Origin of the sequence: Kitasatospora sp. NPDC004723, assembly GCF_040609255.1 — a bacterium.
In the GTDB taxonomy this organism is placed as follows: Bacteria; Actinomycetota; Actinomycetes; order Streptomycetales; family Streptomycetaceae; genus Kitasatospora.
Genome location: NZ_JBEXJT010000032.1, coordinates 1 through 18,278, shown reverse-complemented (window position 1 = coordinate 18,278; position 18,278 = coordinate 1). Strand labels below are relative to the sequence as shown.

The 18,278-nt window shown below is 73.5% G+C and carries 14 protein-coding genes; 7 read left to right on the top strand and 7 right to left on the bottom strand.

Annotated features, from left to right (window positions below):
• Positions 1 to 52 precede the first annotated feature (52 nt).
• Positions 53 to 1,135: a DMT family transporter gene (locus tag ABZW10_RS26145; protein WP_355370064.1), complete on the top strand. Its 1,083-nt coding sequence runs from the start codon at positions 53 to 55 to the stop codon at positions 1,133 to 1,135.
• Between the two features lie 55 nt (positions 1,136 to 1,190).
• Here the strand turns inward: ABZW10_RS26145 and lepB are convergent, their stop codons facing one another.
• Positions 1,191 to 1,979: a signal peptidase I gene (gene lepB / locus ABZW10_RS26140; RefSeq protein ID WP_355370062.1), complete on the bottom strand. Its 789-nt coding sequence runs from the start codon at positions 1,977 to 1,979 to the stop codon at positions 1,191 to 1,193.
• A 147-nt stretch (positions 1,980 to 2,126) separates the two neighbouring features.
• The gene (locus ABZW10_RS26135; protein ID WP_355370060.1) at positions 2,127 to 2,489 is read right to left on the bottom strand and encodes a chorismate mutase; all 363 of its coding nucleotides are present in this window, start codon (positions 2,487 to 2,489) and stop codon (positions 2,127 to 2,129) included.
• Positions 2,490 to 2,821: 332 nt separating this feature from the next.
• Here ABZW10_RS26135 and ABZW10_RS26130 point away from each other — a divergent pair, with 332 nt between their 5' ends.
• Both ABZW10_RS26130 and ABZW10_RS26125 read left to right on the top strand, forming a co-directional pair.
• On the top strand, positions 2,822 to 3,250 hold the full coding sequence (locus ABZW10_RS26130) for an OsmC family protein (protein WP_355370058.1): 429 nt from the start codon (positions 2,822 to 2,824) through the stop codon (positions 3,248 to 3,250).
• Between the two features lie 386 nt (positions 3,251 to 3,636).
• Complete coding sequence (locus tag ABZW10_RS26125) at positions 3,637 to 5,643, top strand: EAL domain-containing protein (RefSeq protein ID WP_355370056.1); 2,007 nt, start codon at positions 3,637 to 3,639, stop codon at positions 5,641 to 5,643.
• 8 nt (positions 5,644 to 5,651) lie between these two features.
• Here ABZW10_RS26125 and ABZW10_RS26120 read toward each other — a convergent pair whose 3' ends face one another.
• The gene (locus ABZW10_RS26120) at positions 5,652 to 6,767 is read right to left on the bottom strand and encodes an LLM class flavin-dependent oxidoreductase (RefSeq protein ID WP_355370054.1); all 1,116 of its coding nucleotides are present in this window, start codon (positions 6,765 to 6,767) and stop codon (positions 5,652 to 5,654) included.
• Positions 6,768 to 7,271: 504 nt separating this feature from the next.
• On the opposite strand from ABZW10_RS26120, the gene ABZW10_RS26115 reads away from it, so the two are divergent.
• Together ABZW10_RS26115 and ABZW10_RS26110 are read left to right on the top strand one after the other, a co-directional pair.
• Positions 7,272 to 7,868, top strand: coding sequence for a hypothetical protein (locus ABZW10_RS26115; RefSeq protein WP_355370052.1), 597 nt, complete (start codon positions 7,272 to 7,274; stop codon positions 7,866 to 7,868).
• Between the two features lie 298 nt (positions 7,869 to 8,166).
• Entirely contained in the window at positions 8,167 to 9,462 is a 1,296-nt protein-coding gene (locus ABZW10_RS26110; protein ID WP_355370050.1) for a hypothetical protein, read from the top strand.
• 3 nt (positions 9,463 to 9,465) lie between these two features.
• Here the strand turns inward: ABZW10_RS26110 and ABZW10_RS26105 are convergent, their stop codons facing one another.
• Positions 9,466 to 10,425 carry an alpha/beta hydrolase gene (locus ABZW10_RS26105; RefSeq protein ID WP_355370048.1) on the bottom strand — a complete coding sequence of 320 codons (960 nt, stop codon included), beginning with the start codon at positions 10,423 to 10,425 and terminating at the stop codon, positions 9,466 to 9,468.
• A gap of 570 nt (positions 10,426 to 10,995) precedes the next feature.
• On the opposite strand from ABZW10_RS26105, the gene ABZW10_RS26100 reads away from it, so the two are divergent.
• On the top strand, positions 10,996 to 12,900 hold the full coding sequence (locus ABZW10_RS26100; RefSeq protein ID WP_355370046.1) for a glycosyltransferase family 2 protein: 1,905 nt from the start codon (positions 10,996 to 10,998) through the stop codon (positions 12,898 to 12,900).
• Positions 12,901 to 12,909: 9 nt separating this feature from the next.
• The gene (locus ABZW10_RS26095) at positions 12,910 to 14,841 is read left to right on the top strand and encodes a kelch motif-containing protein (RefSeq protein ID WP_355370044.1); all 1,932 of its coding nucleotides are present in this window, start codon (positions 12,910 to 12,912) and stop codon (positions 14,839 to 14,841) included.
• Positions 14,842 to 14,862: 21 nt separating this feature from the next.
• On the opposite strand, the gene ABZW10_RS26090 is transcribed toward ABZW10_RS26095, so the two are convergent.
• From ABZW10_RS26090 to ABZW10_RS26080, 3 genes are all read right to left on the bottom strand, one after another.
• Positions 14,863 to 15,978, bottom strand: coding sequence for a glycoside hydrolase family 6 protein (locus tag ABZW10_RS26090; protein WP_355370042.1), 1,116 nt, complete (start codon positions 15,976 to 15,978; stop codon positions 14,863 to 14,865).
• Positions 15,979 to 16,128: 150 nt separating this feature from the next.
• The gene (locus ABZW10_RS26085; protein WP_355370160.1) at positions 16,129 to 16,806 is read right to left on the bottom strand and encodes a uracil-DNA glycosylase; all 678 of its coding nucleotides are present in this window, start codon (positions 16,804 to 16,806) and stop codon (positions 16,129 to 16,131) included.
• A 310-nt stretch (positions 16,807 to 17,116) separates the two neighbouring features.
• Positions 17,117 to 17,896, bottom strand: coding sequence for an HAD-IIA family hydrolase (locus ABZW10_RS26080; RefSeq protein WP_355370040.1), 780 nt, complete (start codon positions 17,894 to 17,896; stop codon positions 17,117 to 17,119).
• Positions 17,897 to 18,278 lie beyond the last annotated feature (382 nt).

Genomic DNA, 18,278 nt, shown 5'->3' with positions numbered 1-18,278 from the left:
AATGATGGAATGGCCCCTTACCGAATGACGGTACGACTGTCAGAATTCGTCGGTGCACAGCTCCAACCCCCTGCTCGGCCGCTCCCCCGGCCGGACCCTCGGTCTCACCCTCGCCCTCGTCTCCGCGTTCGCCTTCGGCGGCTCCGGCACCGCGGCCAAACCACTGATCGAGGCCGGGCTCTCCCCCCTCCACGTGGTCTGGCTCCGGGTCACCGGGGCCGCCGTCGTGCTGCTGCCGCTGGCCTACCGCCACCGCGACGCCGTCCGGCGCCGGCCCGGCCTGCTGATCGGCTTCGGCCTGCTCGCCGTGGCCGGCGTCCAGGCCTGCTACTTCGCGGCGATCTCCCGGATACCGGTCGGCGTCGCCCTGCTGATCGAGTACCTGGGCCCGCCGCTGCTCCTCGGCTACGTACGGTTCGTCCAGCGCCGGCCGATCAGCCGCGGCTCGGCGATCGGCGCGGGCGTCGCGGTCGCCGGGCTCGCCTGCGTGGTCGAGGTCTGGAACGGCCTGAGCTTCGACGCCCTCGGCGTCCTGTTCGCCCTGGGCGCGGCCTGCTGCCAGGTCGGCTACTTCGTGCTCGCCGACGCGGGCAGCCGGGGCGAGCGCCCGGTCGACCCGATCGCCGTCAGCGCCTACGGCCTGCTGATCGGCTCGGTCGTGCTCACCGCCGTGACCCGCCCCTGGGAGGCCGACTGGGACAAGCTCGGCGGGGACGTGGTGATGAACGGGCACACCCTGCCCGCCCTGATCCCGGCGGCCTGGATGGTCCTGGTCGCGACCGTGCTCGCCTATCTGACCGGCGTCGTCGCCGTCCAGCACCTGTCACCGCCGGTCGCCGGGGTGGTGGCCAACCTGGAGGCCGTCGTGGCCACCGTGCTGGCCTGGGTCCTGCTCGGCGAGCACCTCGGCCTGCCGCAGATGGCCGGCGGCCTGCTGGTACTGGCCGGGGCGTTCGCCGCCCAGAGCGGAAAGTCCGCCGGCCCGGCCGGGCCGGAGCGGTCCGGGCCGCCGCCTTCGGAGGCTGCCGCGCCGGACGCGACACCGGCCGGGGCGACGGCCCTCGGCGAGCGGCTCGCCCGGGCCGCCGAGGCCGACACCGGGGCCCAGCTCGGCCGGGAGCAGGACCGGCGCTAGCCGGACGGGTGCCCGGAAGGGTGTCCGGCAGGGTGCGCCGCCGCCCGCTCCGGGATCAGCGGCCGACCCAGCCGAACCAGTCGAGGTGGCCGAGCGGCCAGACGACGGCCGACACCGGGCCGACCACGTTGTCCACCGGCACGGCCCCGCCACCGGGGCCGCGCTGGTGGTAGCGCGAGTCCGCGGAGTCGCTGCGGTGGTCGCCCTCCACCCAGACGTGGCCCTGCGGCACCGTCACCGGACCGAAGTCCAGCCCGGCGCAGGAGTCGTCCCCGGGGTGCAGATAGGGCTCGTCGACCGCGGCGCCGTCGACGGTCAGCGTGGTGCCGGAGCACTGCACGGTCTGCCCGCCCGTCGCGATGACCCGCTTGACCAGGTAGTTGTCGTCCTTCGGCGGCACCAGGCCGACAAAGGAGAGCGCCGAGCCCAGCGCGTTGGTGACCGGGTTCCCGCCGGTCGGCTGCGGCGGCAGCCAGTCGCCCGGGTCCTTGAAGACCACCGGCTGGCCCCGCTCCGGCTCCCAGCCGGTCAGCGGGGCGAACTTGTTCACGCCGACCCGGTCGCCGACCCGCAGGGTGTTCTCCATCGACCCGGAGGGGATGGTGAACACCTGGAACAGACAGGTCTTGATCAGCAGCGCGACCACCAGGCCGACCGCCGCCATGGCCGGGATCTCGATCCACCACGGGCGCGCCCGGCGGGCCGGGCGGCGGGCCTTCGGCGGCCTGACCCGGCGCCCCTCGGCGGCACGGCGCGCCCGCCGGGCCTCGGCCCGGCCCCCGCTCGGGGCGGCGGGTCCTGCCTCTGCTTCGCCGCCGTGGGTATCGGGCAGGTTCACCGCCATCGTCGCTGCTCCACTCTCAGGCTGCGGGGGAACCTGCACGCTACGCCAACCGGGGATCCAGGCGAAATCGGACTTTTACCCTCGTCAGACATGCCACCGGCCCGGGCGGGGCGCCCCCGGGTGCTCCCGGCCCGGCCGGTCACGCGCTCAGGCCGGGACGTTCCCACCGGTCACGGTGTCGCTCGCGATGGCCTCGTGGTGGCGGATCACCTCGGCGATGATGAAGTTCAGGAACTTCTCCGCGAACACCGGGTCCAGGTGCGCACCGGCGGCCAGCTCGCGCAGGCGCTTGATCTGGGTGCGCTCGCGGGCCGGGTCGGCCGGCGGGAGCTTGTGCTCGGCCTTGAGCCGACCGACGCGCTGGGTCGCCTTGAAGCGCTCGGCCAGCATGTGGACCACTGCGGCGTCGATGTTGTCGATGCTCTCGCGCAGGCTGGTCAGCTCGGCCCGCACGGCATCGTCGACCCCCTCGGGCAGTCCGGCGTCGGGGGTCGTGGGGTGGTCCGTCATCGGGGCGGCTCCGCGGCTCTCTCGGTCTTGCGCCCGACCGTGCGGCGGCCGGGCCCGGGCCCGGGCCAATCTAACAGGGCGCCCGGCGCGGGCCCGCACCATTCGGCCCAATCGTCCACGATCCGGACGGCACACCGACCGACCGTCGGACGGCGCCCCGAGCTGCCGGGGTCCGTCCACGGACGACCCGGGCCGCCGGGACGGCCGGGGCATTTTCGGACGCGACGGACCGGTGCGCTACTTGTGGCACGCCCCCGGCCTGCCCGTAGGCTGGTCCGCGGCATGACCGGACGTGACGAATCAGCAGTTCCTCAGTAACGGAGGTACCGATCGTGGCAACCACCCGCACCGCCCGCACCGCCTGGGAAGGCAACCTGGTCGACGGCAAGGGCCAGGTGACGTTCGCGTCGTCCGGCATCGGCGAGTACCCGGTCTCCTGGCCGGCCCGCGCCGAGGCCCCGAACGGCAAGACCAGCCCGGAGGAGCTCATCGCGGCCGCGCACTCGGCCTGCTTCTCGATGGCCCTCTCGCACGGCCTGACCGGCGCGGGCACCCCGCCCACCAAGCTCGACACCCAGGCCGACGTCACCTTCCAGCCGGGCACCGGCATCACCGGCATCCACCTCACGGTCACCGGCGAGGTGCCCGGGCTGGACGAGGCCGGCTTCGTGAAGGCCGCCGAGGACGCCAAGGCGAACTGCCCGGTGAGCCAGGCCCTGACCGGAACCACCATCACCCTCACGGCCTCGCTGGCCGGCTGACCTCCCCCGGGCGTCCCGCCCGACGACCCCGGCCCGGCGCGCGTCCGGTGCTCCGCCGGGGTCCGCAGGGCGCGTTCCCGGAGCACACGCCCCTGGTGCACATCATGTGATGTGCACCAGGGGCGTCCGCGTGTATCACCACACTCACGCCCAAACCAGACGAATCACCCTGGCGGCGGTCACCGCGCGTTGCCATCGCGTCCTATGATCGGCCGCAGCGCCCTGTTCCTCACGGTTCCTCAGGGGGGCTCCCGCCCGGCCGCTCCGTCCCGAGCGTCCGCACCGGAGTCCGACGTCCGCGAGCGCGGCAGAGTGCGGAGCCGGCCGCCGAAGTCGGGTGACCGGCCGGACCAGCGTCAAGCGTCAGCAGCGGACGGGAGCATGCCGTGCCGGGCCAGAACGAGGGGGCCGACGCGCACACCGCCCCGGCCGGGGGCACGGTCAACGGCACGGCCCGGGCCGCCCTGGCCGACGACGGTGCCACCCGCTGCCCCGCCTGCTCGGCCCCGCTCTCCCCCGGCGCCACCCACCACGTGGCGGACGGCCCCGGCGTGAACGGCCGGCCCGTCCCCGAGGCCGACGAGCGGGAGCTGGCCACCCTGCGGGCCAGCGAGTCCCGGCTGCGGGCCGCCTTCAGCGACGCCGGCATCGGCATGGCCCTCATCGACCCCGAGGACCGGATCATCGAGGTCAACCCGGCCTTCGCCGCGCTGACCGGCCGCACCGTCGACGAACTGGTGCGGACCCACATCCACGAGATCGTCGACCCCGAGGGCATGCCGCGCCGGCTGTTCCGCGCGCTCGTCCACGGCGAGCACGACCGGCTCCGGGTCGAGAAGCAGCTCAAGCACCGCGCGGGGCGGACGGTCTGGAGCAAGGTGACCGTCTCGCTGATCCGGGACGCCGAGGGCGGCCCGCTCTACACGCTCGCCCTGGTCGAGGACATCACCGAGCAGCGCCGGCTCGGCGACCGCCTGGAGTACCAGGCCCTGCACGACCCGCTGACCCGGCTGCCCAACCGGACCTACTTCTTCGAACGGCTCGACGCCGCCTGCCTGACCCCCGACCGGGCGACCGAGCCGCTCGGAGTCGGCGGGGGCGCGGGAACGGGGACCGACGGGCCCCGGATCGGCGTCTGCTACCTGGACCTGGACGGGTTCGCCGCGATCAACGAGGCCCTCGGCCACCACATCGGCGACCAACTGCTGATCGCCGTCGCGACCCGGCTGCGGCGCGGCTTCTCCGCGCACGGCGCCCGGCTGGTCGCCCGGATGGGCGGCGACGAGTTCGCCGTCCTGGTGACCGACAGCCGCGGCAGCGACCAGCTCACCGACCTGGCCGCCCGGATCCTCGCCGCCCTGGAGCGCCCCTTCGACGTGGCCGGCCACCGGCTGGTGGTCACCGCCAGCGTCGGCGTCGTCGAACGCTCCGTGCACGAGACCACGCCCACCGACCTGGTCAAGGACGCCGACGCCACCCTGTACTGGTCCAAGGCCGACGGCCGCGCCCGGTGGACCCTCTACGACCCCGACCGGGGCGCCCACCAGCTGACCCGCCAGCTGCTCGCCACCGCGCTGCGCCCCGCGCTGGAACGCGGCGAGTTCACCGTCGAGTACCAGCCGCTGGTCGGCCTCGCCGACGGCGCGGTGCACGGCGCCGAGGCCCTGGTCCGGTGGCGCCACCCCCGCTACGGGACGCTCTCGCCGGACCGCTTCATCCCGCTCGCCGAGGAGTCCGGGGCGATCGTGCCGCTCGGCAAGTGGGTGCTGGAGGAGTCCTGCCGCCAGGCACGGCGCTGGCTCACCGAGTTCCCCGAGACCGAGACCTTCGTGAGCGTCAACCTGGCCGCCCGCCAGATCTGGGACTCCGACGTGGTCGCCGACGTCGCCCAGGCCCTCGAGCGCACCGGTCTGCCGGCCCGGCTGCTGCAGCTGGAGATCACCGAGAGCGCGCTGCTCGGCCCCGGCGGACGCCCGCTCCAGGCGCTCCAGGCGCTCGCCGACATGGGCGTGCGGATCGCGATCGACGACTTCGGGACGGGCTACTCCAACCTGGCCTATCTCTCCCGGCTCCCGGTGCACGTGCTGAAGCTGGACGGCACCTTCATCGAGGGGTTCCGCGACCCGGCCCCGAGCGGCGGCCGCCCGGAGCTCCCCGAGCTCCGCTCGCGGCGCAGCGACGCGGACGAGCAGATCGTCGGTGCGATGGTGCAGCTCGCCCACACCCTCGGCCTGACCGTCACCGCCGAGGGCATCGAGAGCGCCGCCCAGGCCGAACGGCTGCGGCTCACCGGCTGCGACACCGCCCAGGGCTGGTACTTCGCCCGCCCCGGCGAGGCCGAACTGGTCGCCGCGATACTCCGCGACGGCCGGGAGGACCGGGGCGGGCGTTAGAGCACGTCTCAGGTGGTCGCGGTCCGACCCCCGGTCAGGCCGTACGCCTCGGCGATCAGACCGTAGGAGCGCAGCCGCGCCTCGCGGCCGTGGACGTGCGAGGTCACCATCAGCTCGTCCACCCCGGTCCGCTTGCGCAGCGCCTCCAGCCCGTCGGCCACCGCGCCCGGCGCGCCGAGGACCACATTGCCCAGCCAGTCGTCGATGAAGTCCGACTCCACCGGGCTGTACGGGTAGGCCTCGGCCTCCTCGGGGGTGGGGATCGGGCCCGGGTTGCCGCGGCGCAGACGCAGCATGCCGAGCGCCGCGGAGCGGGCGAGGCGGCGGGCGGAGGTCTCGTCGTCGGCCGCGACCGCGCTCACCCCGATCACCGAGTACGGCTCGTCCAGGACGGCCGAGGGGCGGAACTCCGAGCGGTAGAGGTCGAGCGCCGGGAGGGTGTTCACGCTGCTGAAGTGATGCGCGAAGGCGAACGGCAGGCCGAGCCGGCCGGCCAGCTGGGCGCTGAAGCCGGAGGAGCCGAGCAGCCAGACCGGCGGGCGCCCCTCCCCCTTCGGCACGGCGGTGAGCCGCTCGTACGGGTGCCCGGCTGGGAAGCTGCCGTCCAGGAAGTGGGTCAGCTCGGCGAGCTGGCGGGGGAAGTCGTCGGCGCCCTCGGCGAGGCCCCGGCGCAGGGCCCGGGCGGTGGCCTGGTCGGTGCCGGGGGCCCGGCCGAGGCCGAGGTCGATCCGGCCGGGGTGGAGCGCCTCCAGCAGGCCGAACTGCTCGGCGATCGCCAGCGGGGCGTGGTTGGGCAGCATCACGCCGCCGGAGCCGAGGCGCAGCGTGCTGGTGTGGGCCCCGAGGTGGGCCAGCAGGACGGCGGGCGTGGAGCTGGCGACGCCGGGCATGCCGTGGTGCTCGGCCACCCAGAAGCGGTGGTAGCCCCACTGTTCGGCGCTGCGGGCGAGGGTGGTGGTCGCGGCGAGCGCCTGCGCGGGGGTGTCGCCCGCCCCCACGGTGGCCAGGTCCAGGATCGACAGCGGAGCGGGCGCCGTTCCCCGGACGGTGCCCCGGATCGCGTCCGCGGGGTGCGGTCCGGCCCCGTTCTCCCGCCGGCTCTCCTGGCTGTCCTCGGTCGTCATGCCGTCCGTCCTCCTGGCCGTGGTCGGTCCCGTCCGCCGGTGCGGTCCACCGGGTGTCGCCCCGGGGACGGTCGGTGCCGCCGCGGGTGCCGACAGTGGTCAACCCCGATGCGGGGCTCGCTTGTTCCCCGGGCCGGGGGCCCGGCCGGCGGCGGGCGGGCTGACTCAGAGCCAGCGGACGAACACCCGTGGCGACTTCACGCCAGCGCGGGAAGTCGCCAGCCCGGGGGCTCGCGGTCGGCGGCCGGCTTCCGGCAGGCTGGGTCCCAGGCGGATCACCCAACCGGATCCGCACTCACCAGCAAGGTCGTCGGGCTGGACCAGCGCCGACCGATCCCCGCGAGCCCCCGGAGCGGCACCCCGCCCCGGGGGCTCGTGCCATGGCCGCTGCGGACGTGACTCCCGCCACAACGCCCGGGGTGCTTCATGGCATGAAAAGTCGAGGCGCTAGCGTTGTCCCTTGCAACCACTGCTCCCCCGGGCAGCCTGGAGGGAGTAGGGAACATGGACATCGCGGCGCTGGTCGGATCCTCGTGGATCTGCGCCCTGGCGCTCTGCGCCGTCCTCGGTGACGCCTTCCTCCCCTTCCTCCCCAGCGGGAGCCTGGTCATCCTCGCGGTGCTCAATACGGCCCAGATAGACGGCGCCCCGGTGCTGCTCGGGCTCGGGGTGGCCACCGCCTCCTTCCTCGGCGATCTGCTGCTGCTGCGGCTGGCGCGGCGCGGTGCCCCGATGGTCAGCCGGCGCCTCGAACACCGTCCGAAGCTGGCGGCCAGCGTGGCACGGGTCCAGCAGACCCTGGACGGTCGCACCACCCGGGCGGCGGCCGCCATGGTGGTGGTCGCCCGCTTCGTGCCCGCCGGTCGGACCGTGCTCGACCTGGCCATCGGCCACTCCCCCGGCCATCCCCACCGCTTCCTGCGGTGGTCGGCGCTGGCCGCGATGATCTGGGCGGCCTACATCGTGACGCTGGGCTGGCTCAACAGCCACTGGTTCGAGACGGCCTGGCTGAGCCTCGCGGTCTCCTGCACGGCCGCCACCGTGGTGAGCACGGCCATCGCGCGGGTCGTCCGCCGCAACCGCCGGCTCGCCCTCGGCTGACGCGCGCGCCCGCCCCCCCCGGCGGCCCCGACGCCCCCCAGGCACCCCCCGACGCCCCCGGCGCCCGCGAGAACGCCCTGCAACGAACGGGCGAAGCGTCACAGGACGGCAACAGAAGACATCTCTTCGCATACCGCACGGGTGTGCCCCGCGTGTTCAGTCCCGGCGGACCCTCCGGGCTTTGGTGACCCCCGCGGCCGCGTGACATGCTAACGACGGATAATCAATCAATTGTCTGATATGACCGATGCGGCTCCGGCCGTGATCACCACCCGGTCCGGACGATCCAGGGGAGACGATGGGCAGCATCTCGCGCAGGACCGTGCTCACAGCCACCGCCGCGACGGCGGCTCTCGGAGCGGTGACGGCCTGTTCCGGGGGCGGCTCGGGGTCGGCCGGTCCCACCGGATCGGCGCCGGGCTCCGCCCCGGCCCCCACGACCGGCACCGGCAGCTCCGGGCCGACCACCACCGGCAGCCCCACCGGGACCCCGGCCAAGGGCACGCCGATCGGTGACGGCTCCACCTCCGACACCGGACCGCAGCCGAACCAGCCCAAGCCCGAGAAGCTCAAGCCGGGCGAGCGCCCGCCGCAGTTCGTGGTCTTCTCCTGGGACGGCGCCGGCGGCACCGAGGACGGCCAGTTCCCCCGGTTCCTCAAGCTCGCCGAGGAGCACAAGGCCTCGATGACCTTCTTCCTCTCCGGCATCTACGCCCTGCCCAAGGGCAAGGCCGACCTCTACCACCCGCCGAAGCACGCGGTCGGCGCCTCCGACATCCCCTACCTGTCGGACGGCGCGGTGAAGACCACCCTCAAGCTCATCAGCCAGGCCTGGCTGGCCGGCCACGAGATAGGCACCCACTTCAACGGCCACTTCTGCTCGACCCGCTCGGACGGCAACGGCGTCAACAAGTGGACCCCCGAGGACTGGCAGAGCGAGATAGACCAGGCCGTCGGCTTCGTGACCCAGTGGCGGACCAACACCGGTTTCACCGACGTCGACCCGCTCCCCTTCGACTACAAGAAGGAGCTGATCGGCGGCCGCACCCCCTGCCTGGAGGGGCAGAAGGCCCTGCTGCCGACCATCGCCAACCTGGGGTGGAAGTACGACGCCAGCTCCTCGGGCGGCCAGCAGATCTGGCCGCAGAAGGTGCAGGACGGCAAGATCTGGGACCTCCAGCTGCAGAGCATCCCCTTCCCGGGGCACTCCTTCCAGGTGCTCTCCATGGACTACAACATCCTGGCCAACCAGTCGTCCGGCACCACCAAGGGGGACCCGGCCAAGTACGACGAGTGGCGCACCCAGGCCCGGGACGCCTACCTGGCCGGGTTCGACCGCGCCTACAACGGCAACCGCGCGCCCTTCTTCATCGGCAACCACTTCGAGCAGTGGAACGGCGGCATCTACATGGACGCCGTCGAGGAGGTGCTGAAGACCGTCGCGAGCAGGCCCGAGGTCCGGCTGGTCTCCTTCAAGCAGCTCGTCGAGTGGCTGGAGGTCCAGGACCAGTCCACCCTGCGCAAGCTGCGCACCCTCAACGTCGGACAGGCACCGGCCGGCGGCTGGGAGTCCTTCCTCGGCGCGGCCGGCTAGACCCTAGGACTCGGCGCCGGAGGGCGTTCCGAGCACGGCACGGGCCACCGCCTCGGCCCCGGCGCCGCCCCAGAGGATCGAGTAGTGGTTGGTGTCCGGCACCCCCGACGCCGGGACCGGGTGGGTGCGGTCCAGCCCGACGGCGGCGAGCCGCTTCTCGTCGTAGAGGCCCTGCGGCTGGTCCAGCAGACCGCGCTCCGCCCAGATGAGCTCGCCCGGGCAGGGCAGCCGGTGCACGGCGGCGGCCGCGTCCCGGTCCAGCAGGACCTGCGCCCCGTCGGTCTCGACCGCCGCCAGCACGCAGGAGGAGCGCAGCTCGGGCTCCGCGCCGACGAGGTCGCCCTGGGTGTAGGCGTCGATCCCGGCGGACCAGCCGGCGGCGAAGGCCGGGTGCCGCTGCCAGAACTCGCGGTACGCCTGCCGGTCGGGGAAGGTCATCGAGAGCCGGGCCAGCGCCGGTCCGAGCACGGCGGCCAGGGCGTCGCCCTCGCTCACGCCCTCGGGCGGCGGGAAGCTGACCGCGCCGTCGACCAGCACCACCCGGCCGACCAGCTCCGGATGGCGGACGGCCGCCAGGGCCGCCACCCAGGCACCCATGGAGTGCCCGACGACCACGGTCGGCCCCAGGTCGAGCCCGCCGATCAGGGCCGCCACGTCGTCGGCGTGGCGGGCCAGTCCGTACGGCCCGCCGAGGTCGCGGCTGGCGCCGCGCCCGCGCAGGTCCGGCGCGAGCAGGGTGGCCCGGCCGGCGATCCTGCGGGCCACCTCGAACCATGCGAGGCCGTTGGCGGTGATGCCGTGCACCGCCACGACGGTCGGCGCGCCGGGCACGGCGGCCGGCCAGCGGAGCACGGACAGCTGCCCGCCGGGGACCGGGACGCCGATCCGCTCCGGAGCGGCCCCGGTCCCGGTCCCGGCCCCGGTCTCGGCGAAGTGGTCGGTCGTGCTCTCAGGCTGGCTCATGCTGGACTACCTCCTGTGGGCCGGCGCCGGGCGGCACGGCGATCCGGTCGGCGACCCGAGGCTGCCGCGAGGGCGGATGCCGGAACGGTAGGCCGGACGTGCGGGCTGCGACATGTGCCCGGACGATGCATCAGCCCATCCTGCTATGGCGGCCGGCCCCATACCACCCGCTCGCCGAGCCATCCGCGGAATCGAACAGTCCGGAAAAGGGCGGTCCACGATTCGCCCCTATAACACCGACATACCGGCAATTGGCCGGGAATCGCCATATTCACCGGTCCCTGCGCCGGTCATTCCCCGGACCGGTTGCAATCGGGCGCACCCTCCGCGACAGTTGGGGAAGCCAGGGGATCCGGTTTCCCCGGAAGGGAGTCCGGGGGTGCCGCGGGGATCCCGCTTTCGACGCTGTCGCACCGTCACACATCTCGATCGATCGTACACGTTTTAGCGATTGACGGTCCGGAATCACCGGAACCGCCGGGCGACCGTGCGAAGCACCGGATCGCACACCCCTGGTCGGAGCACGCACGAAGAGGCGGGTCCGCGCGGCCGGCCACGGGGGGAGCGCACATGACCGGGCCGTTCTCGCGTCGGGCGAAGGGCGCGGAACCCCCCGTTCCGGCACCCGTGCCGCCCCCCGCTGCGGAGCCGCCCCCCGCTCCCGAACCGGTCGCCGTTCCCGAAGCCCCCTACGACTACGCCTACTTCAGCCGCCTCGCCGGCCACGCGGACGAGGTCACGGCCGCCGAGGAGCCGTACCGGGTGCGGTACCGCAGCCTGCTGAGCCGCGAACCGCACCGCGTCCGGGCCACGCTGCTCCTGCTGGCCGCGCCCCTGGTCGAGGGCGTGCTGCTGGTCTGGCTGCTCCAGCCGGGCCACTGGCCGGTCCGCCCCGGCGAGACCGACACCTGGCTGCTCGTCGGCGACAAGGTGATGATCGCGATCATCGCGCTGGTCGAGGTGTTCCGGCTGGTCAACGTCGTCTCCAACGCCCATGCGACGCTCGCCGCCCGCGACCCGGTCCCGGTGACGCCCGAACGCGGCACCCGGGTCGCCTTCCTCACCACCTTCGTCCCGGGCAAGGAGCCGCCCGAGATGGTGCGTGCCACGCTCACCGCCGCGCTGGCCGTCCGACACGACGGCCCCTTCCAGGTCTGGCTGCTGGACGAGGGAAACGATCCTGCCATGCGCGATCTCTGCGACGGGCTGGGCGTGCGCCACTTCAGCCGGGACGACATCCCGCAGTGGAACACGCCCAAGGGCCGGTTCCGCGCCCGGACCAAGCACGGCAACTACAACAGCTGGCTCCAGGCGTACGGCGCCGACTACGACTTCTGGGTCTCGGTGGACACCGACCACGTGCCGCTGCCCGAGTTCTGCGAACGCATGCTCGGCTACTTCCGCGACCCCGACGTCGCGTTCGTCGTCGGCCCGCAGGTGTACGGGAACTACCGCAGCTCGGGTTCGCTGGTCACCAAGTTCTCGGAGAGCCAGCAGTACCTCTTCCACGCCCTGATCCAGCGGGCCGGGAACCGCTACGGCGCACCGATGTTCGTCGGCACCAACAACGCCGTCCGGATCGGGGCGCTGCGCTCGATCGGCGGACTGTACGACTCGGTCACCGAGGACATGGCCACCGGCCTGGAGTTCCACCGGCACCGCAACCCGGCCACCGGCGAGCGCTGGAAGTCGGTCTACACACCGGACGTGCTGGCGGTCGGCGAGGGGCCGTCGTCCTGGACGGACTTCTTCTCCCAGCAGCTGCGCTGGAGCCGGGGCACCTACGAGACCCTGCTGACCCAGTACTGGCGGGCGGCGTGGGGGCTGTCACCGGGCCGGCTGCTGAACTACACGCTGATGGTCTCCTACTACCCGATGGCGGCGCTGACCTGGCTGCTCGGCGGGCTGTCCAGCGTGCTCTACCTGGGCTTCGGCGCCTCGGGCGTCCATGTGTCCTCCGAGCTGTGGATGGCCCTCTACAGCGACGCGGCCGCGCTGCAGATGCTGCTCTACACCTGGAACCGCAAGCACAACGTGAGCCCGCACGAGCCGGCCGGATCGTCGGGCGTGGCGGGCATGGTGATGTCGGCGCTGTGCGGGCCGATCTACGCCGCGGCGCTGCTGCAGACCCTCCTGCGGATCCGCAGCCGGTTCGTGGTGACGCCGAAGGGCGAGTCGACCAGCCCCGACCGGATCCGCACCTTCCGCCTCCACCTCTTCTGGGCGCTGGTCTTCGGCGGCGCCGTCGCGGCCTCCTTCCTGACCGGCCACGACCACATCGCCATGCGGACCTGGGCCTGCCTGGCCCTCCTCCTCAGCCTGCTGCCGATGCTGCTGCTCGCCGCGGACGCCGTGCAGCGCCGCCGGGCCCGGCCCGTCTCCACCCTCTCGCTCGGCCCGGCCCCCGAACCCGGGTCCGACCCCGCGTCCGAATCCACACCCGCACCCGCAGCCGCACCCGCCACGAGGGGATGACGAACCACCGTGAAGATCCGCCACACCGGCCGCACCCGGCGCTTCGCCCTCGGCAGCACCGTCGCCCTGACCGTGGCCGGGATGAACGCGCCCGCCGTCCTCGGCTTCGCCAACGACCAGTACCACCACTACGTGATCAACCGCCCCGCCTACAAGGCCGGGTACGGCCACTGGCAGACCCTGGTGCTCCCCGCCGAGTTCCGGATCAACGCCATCCACGCCGCGCTGCTGCGCACCGGCAAGGTCCTGATCATCGCCGGCTCCGGCAACAACCAGAAGAACTTCGACGCCGGCACGTTCAGGAGCCTGCTCTGGGACCCGGTCGCCAACACCTACAAGAACGTCCCCACCCCCGCCGACATGTTCTGCGGCGGCCACACCGCGCTGCCCGACGGCCGGATGCTGGTGGCCGGCGGCACCCGCCGCTACGAGGCGCTGGACGGCGCGGTGAAGAAGGCGGCCGGCACCATGCGGGTCCGCAACGAGGATCCGGACGCCTCCCACACCCTCCCCAGGGGCACCGTCTTCCGCGCGCCGGACGGCCGCGAGTACGTCTCCACCGACGACGTCACCGTGCCCGCCGCGACCAAGACCGGCGCGGGCACCGCGACCGTCGTCAAGGCCGCCGAGACCCGGGTGTTCGCGGAGGCGGTGGCCCCCGGCCGGGGCTCGGTGCTGGACGCCCCGGCCCAGTTCACGGTCAAGGGCCTGGCCGGCGCCGACGCCCGGAACGTCTACGGCACGGCCGAGCGGATGACCCTGGAGAAGCAGGACTACCAGGGCATCCGCGCCGCCTTCGAGTTCAACCCGGACACCGAACTGTACGAGCAGGTCACCGACATGGCCTACGCCCGCTGGTACCCGACGCTGACCGGGCTGGGCGACGGCCGGGTGGTCACCGTCTCCGGGCTGGACGACACCGGACAGATCCTCAGCGGCAACGACAACGAGATCTACGACCCGGCGCGCAAGACCTGGTCCAAGGCGCCCGACCGCTACTTCCCGACCTACCCGTCGATCTTCCTCACCGCGACCGGCCGGCTCTTCTACTCCGGTTCGAACGCCGGCTACGGGCCCGCCGACAAGGGCCGCGAGCCCGGGCTCTGGGACCTCGCCGACAACAGCTTCCACCCCGTCCCCGGGCTGCGCGATCCGGAGCTCACCGAGACCTCCGCCTCCGTGCTGCTGCCGCCCGCGCAGGCGCAGAAGGTGATGGTGCTCGGCGGCGGGGGCGTCGGCGAGTCCCCGCTCTCCACCGCCCGCACGGACATCGCCGACCTCGACGCCGCACAGCCCGCGTTCACCCCGGGCCCCGACCTGCCGGCCGGCGGCACCCGCTACCTCAACAGCGTGATCCTGCCCGACGACACCGTCTTCACCACCGGCGGCTCGCGCGACTACCGGGGCAAGCACCGCAGCGACCTGCTCAAGGCGCAGACCTACCACCCGGACACCAACACCTTCACCACCGCCGCCGAGCCCACCGTCGGCCGGAACTACCACTCCGAGGCGCTGCTGCTGCCCGACGGCCGGGTGGCGGTGCTCGGCTCCGACCCGCTCTTCAACGACAAGGCGGGCACCGAGCCGGGCACCTTCGAGCAGCGGATCGAGATCTACAGTCCGGCCTACCTGTTCCACGGCGAGCGGCCGGAGCTGACCGGTGCCCCGGCCGCCGCCCGGCTCGGCGGCACCGTCCGGGTGACCGCGTCCGCGCCGGACCGCATCGCCACCGCCAAGCTGGTCCGGCCGAGTTCGGTCACCCACGCCACCGACGTCGAGCAGCGCTCGGTGGCCCTGGACATCGGCGCGCGCACGGCGGACGGCGTCGCGCTCAGTCTGCCCGCCAACCCGAACCTGCTGCCGCCCGGCTGGTACATGCTCTTCGTCACGGACGCCGCCGGCACCCCTTCGCCCGCCCGCTGGATCCAGGTCACGCCCTGAGCCGCCGGGCGCGGCCCGCCGCTACCCCGCGGTACCGGTGCCGCCGCCGGCCGACGCCAGCCCCAGCGCGTACGGGAGCCAGAACTCGCCCGCCGGGGGCTCGCCGCGACCGCACTCGCCGTCCGACTCCCCCGGGTTCTTGATCCAGAGGTACGCGTCGACGCCGGGCCGCCCGGTCTCGCTCGTGGGCGGCGCGCCGAGCGCGCGGCCGGGCGGGTTGCACCACGCCTCGGAGTCCAGCGGGCCGTTGCCGTTGCGGCTGGTGTCGACGACGAAGTGCTTGCCGTCCAGCAGGGCGGACAGCTGGGCGCCGAACGCGGCGTTGCGGTCGGTGGTGAAGAAGTTGGAGACGTTCACCGCGAAGCCGTCGGCCGCCGCGATGCCCGACCTGCGCAGCGCCTCGGCCAGCGCGGGCTGGTCCGACGTCCACCCGGGGTTTCCGGCGTCCAGGTAGACCCGCACCTGCGGGCGCTTCTTCAACTCCTGGACGGCGAAGGCCAGCAGGCCGTACCGCTCGGCGGCGGCATCGCCCTTGACCCCGCAGCCGTCCAGGGTGTGCGCGATGGCGTCCGGCTCCAGCACCACCCACGCCCGGCGGTCGCCGAGGGCCTCCGCCAGGCCGGTGATCCAGGCCCGGTAGGCGGCGGCGTCGGGCGCGCCGCCGGCCGAGTAGAGGCCGCAGTCCCGGTGCGGGATGTTGTAGGCGACGAAGACCGGCGTGCGGTCGGCCTCGGCGGCGCGGCGGCTCACCTGGTCGGCGATGTCCCGGGCCGTCTGGTCGCCGAGCCACTGCGAGGACGGCTGACCGGCGATCCGCAGCAGGGTGTCGGCCTCCGCCGTCCGGCCCCGGCCGCGCAGGGCGGCCGACTGACGGGCGACGGCGGTCCGGTCGGAGACGTAGAAGGTCTGGCCGGGCAGCTGCGGCAGCGCGGCCGCACCCGCCCCGGGTGACGCGGGCGATGCGGCCGGTACGGTCGGCGCGGCCGTCGCCCCGGTCGGACTCCCGTCGCCGGAAGCGCCCTTGACGCCGGAGGTGCTTCCGCCGCCCCCCGAGCATCCCGTGGCAGCCGCCAGCAGCCCCAGCAGCGCCGCCCCCGCGGCCAGCCGGAACCCCGCCCCTCGCCCAACTCGGCGCACGTACCGCCCCTCCCCCGACCCGGTCCGGGCCACCCCGGCCGGCCCCAAGCTTCGCACACGGGGCCCCGCCCGCCGCCCACTATCGGGTGAACGGCGGGCTCTCACGGACCGGGAGACGCTCCGTCAGGACGGGCCGGGGGGTGCGGCGGCTCAGGCCTGCTTGAGGTCCGGGATCCGCCAGTCGATCGCGTCGACCCCGAAGCCCTCCAGCGCGGTGTTGATCTGCGAGAACGGCCGGCTGCCGAAGAACAGCTTCGCGGACAGCGGCGACGGGTGCGCGCCCTGGACCACGACGTGCTTGTCGGTGTCGATCAGCGGCAGCTTCTTCTTCGCGTAGTTGCCCCAGAGCACGAAGACCACCGGCTCCTCGCGCGCGCTCACCGCCTTGATCACCGCGTCGGTGAACTTCTCCCAGCCCTTGGCCTTGTGCGAGTTGGCCTCGTGCGCGCGCACCGTGAGCACCGCGTTGAGCAGCAGCACGCCCTGCTCGGCCCAGTGCATCAGGTAGCCGTTGTCCGGCGCCGGGATGCCGAGGTCGGCGTCCAGCTCCTTGAAGATGTTGCGCAGCGACGGCGGCGTCTTGGTGCCCGGCAGCACCGAGAAGCTCATGCCGTGGGCCTGGCCGTCGTCGTGGTACGGGTCCTGCCCGAGGACGAGCACCCGGACCTTCTCGTACGGCGTGGCCTCCAGCGCGGAGAACTCCTGCCCGCTCGGCGGGAAGACCTGGTGCTCCGCGCGCTGGGCCGCCACGAAGGCCGCCAGCTCGGCGAAGTACGGCTTCTCCGTCTCGGCGCCCAGCACCGCCTGCCAGGAACCCGGCAGTTCCAGGCCGGCACCCGCTTCCGTCCCGCCCACGTTCGCCTCGACCGTCCCCGCCTCGACCGTGTCCGTCACGACGACCTCTACCTCCCACCGGACGGCCGCTCACCGCCGCACCGCCCCGACCTGCGGGCATATCGCGCCCCTCGCGCCGTACGCCCTCTTTCACCCCGAACGCTACACAGGCCCACCGACAACCGGCGCCCCAGCGCCGAACCGGCCCCGTCCCCGGCGGCCCCGAGGCGCCGAGCGAACGGGCCCCGCTCCCGGCCGTCGGAACACGATCGGCCGGAGCGGGGCCCGCGACAGCGGCTCGGGGCTAGATCAGCTCGACCAGGTCCGCGATCGACTTGACCACCCGGGTCGGCCGGTACGGGAAGCGCTCCACGTCGGCGGCGGCGGTGAGGCCGGTGAGCACCAGGATGGTCTCCATGCCGGCCTCCATGCCGGCCACGATGTCGGTGTCCATCCGGTCGCCGATCATGACGGCGGTCTCCGAGTGGGCGCCGGCCGTGTTGAGCGCCTCGCGCATCATCAGCGGGTTGGGCTTGCCGACGAAGTACGGCTCGACGCCGGTCGCCTTGGTGATCAGCGCCGCGACCGAGCCGGTGGCCGGCAGCACGCCCTCGGTGGACGGGCCGGTCTCGTCCGGGTTGGTGCAGATGAAGCGGGCGCCCTGGTTGATCAGGCGGATCGCCTTGGTGAGCGCCTCGAAGCTGTAGGTCCGGGTCTCGCCGAGGACGACGTAGTCCGGGTTGTTGTCGGTCAGCACGTAGCCGGCCTGGTAGAGCGCGGTGGTCAGGCCCGCCTCGCCGATCACGTACGCGGTGCCGCCGGGGCGCTGGCCCTTCAGGAACTTGGCGGTGGCCAGGGCGGAGGTCCAGATGCACTCCTCCGGCACCTCCAGACCCATGCCGGCCAGACGGGCGCTGAGGTCGCGCGGGGTGTAGATGGAGTTGTTGGTGAGGACCAGGAACGGCTTGCCCGACTCCCGCAGCCGGCGCAGGAACTCCTCCGCGCCCGGAATCGGGGTGCCCTCGTGGATGAGGACACCGTCCATGTCGGTCAGCCAGGACTCGATGGGCTTGCGGTCTGCCACGTGCGTGTCTCCCGAAGTCTTGCCATGTCATGCGATGGCGATGGTCGTACGAAATTGCGGCGCATCGCCGTCACCGTTGCGCCTCCCACCGGCCGGACCCTCCTCGGGACACCGGACCGCCGGGGGTACTGCTGGCTGCCCCAACCGGGCCACAGCCTAATCCGCACACCTGGCCGACGGCAGTACGTCCCGCCCGCCGGGACGCCCCGGGACGCCGGCGCCGCTCGGCATGCCCTCCTCAAGGGCTCCTTAAGACGCCCCTAACCGCAGCGATTACCCCTTCGGCAGCAGGGCCCGGCCCCGCTACCGTGAACGCCACGCCGCCGCGCCCCCCACCGCGGCGGCGGCACGGCGCCCGCCCCGGACGCGCCCGCCCGTACCC

Coding starts and splice junctions, on each gene's coding strand:
- lepB (WP_355370062.1), bottom strand. CDS start 1,979: ATGGCGGTGAACCTGCCCGATACCCACGGCGGCGAAGCAGAGGCAGGA.
- ABZW10_RS26135 (WP_355370060.1), bottom strand. CDS start 2,489: ATGACGGACCACCCCACGACCCCCGACGCCGGACTGCCCGAGGGGGTC.
- ABZW10_RS26120 (WP_355370054.1), bottom strand. CDS start 6,767: ATGACGACCGAGGACAGCCAGGAGAGCCGGCGGGAGAACGGGGCCGGA.
- ABZW10_RS26115 (WP_355370052.1), top strand. CDS start 7,272: ATGGACATCGCGGCGCTGGTCGGATCCTCGTGGATCTGCGCCCTGGCG.
- ABZW10_RS26110 (WP_355370050.1), top strand. CDS start 8,167: ATGGGCAGCATCTCGCGCAGGACCGTGCTCACAGCCACCGCCGCGACG.
- ABZW10_RS26105 (WP_355370048.1), bottom strand. CDS start 10,425: ATGAGCCAGCCTGAGAGCACGACCGACCACTTCGCCGAGACCGGGGCC.
- ABZW10_RS26100 (WP_355370046.1), top strand. CDS start 10,996: ATGACCGGGCCGTTCTCGCGTCGGGCGAAGGGCGCGGAACCCCCCGTT.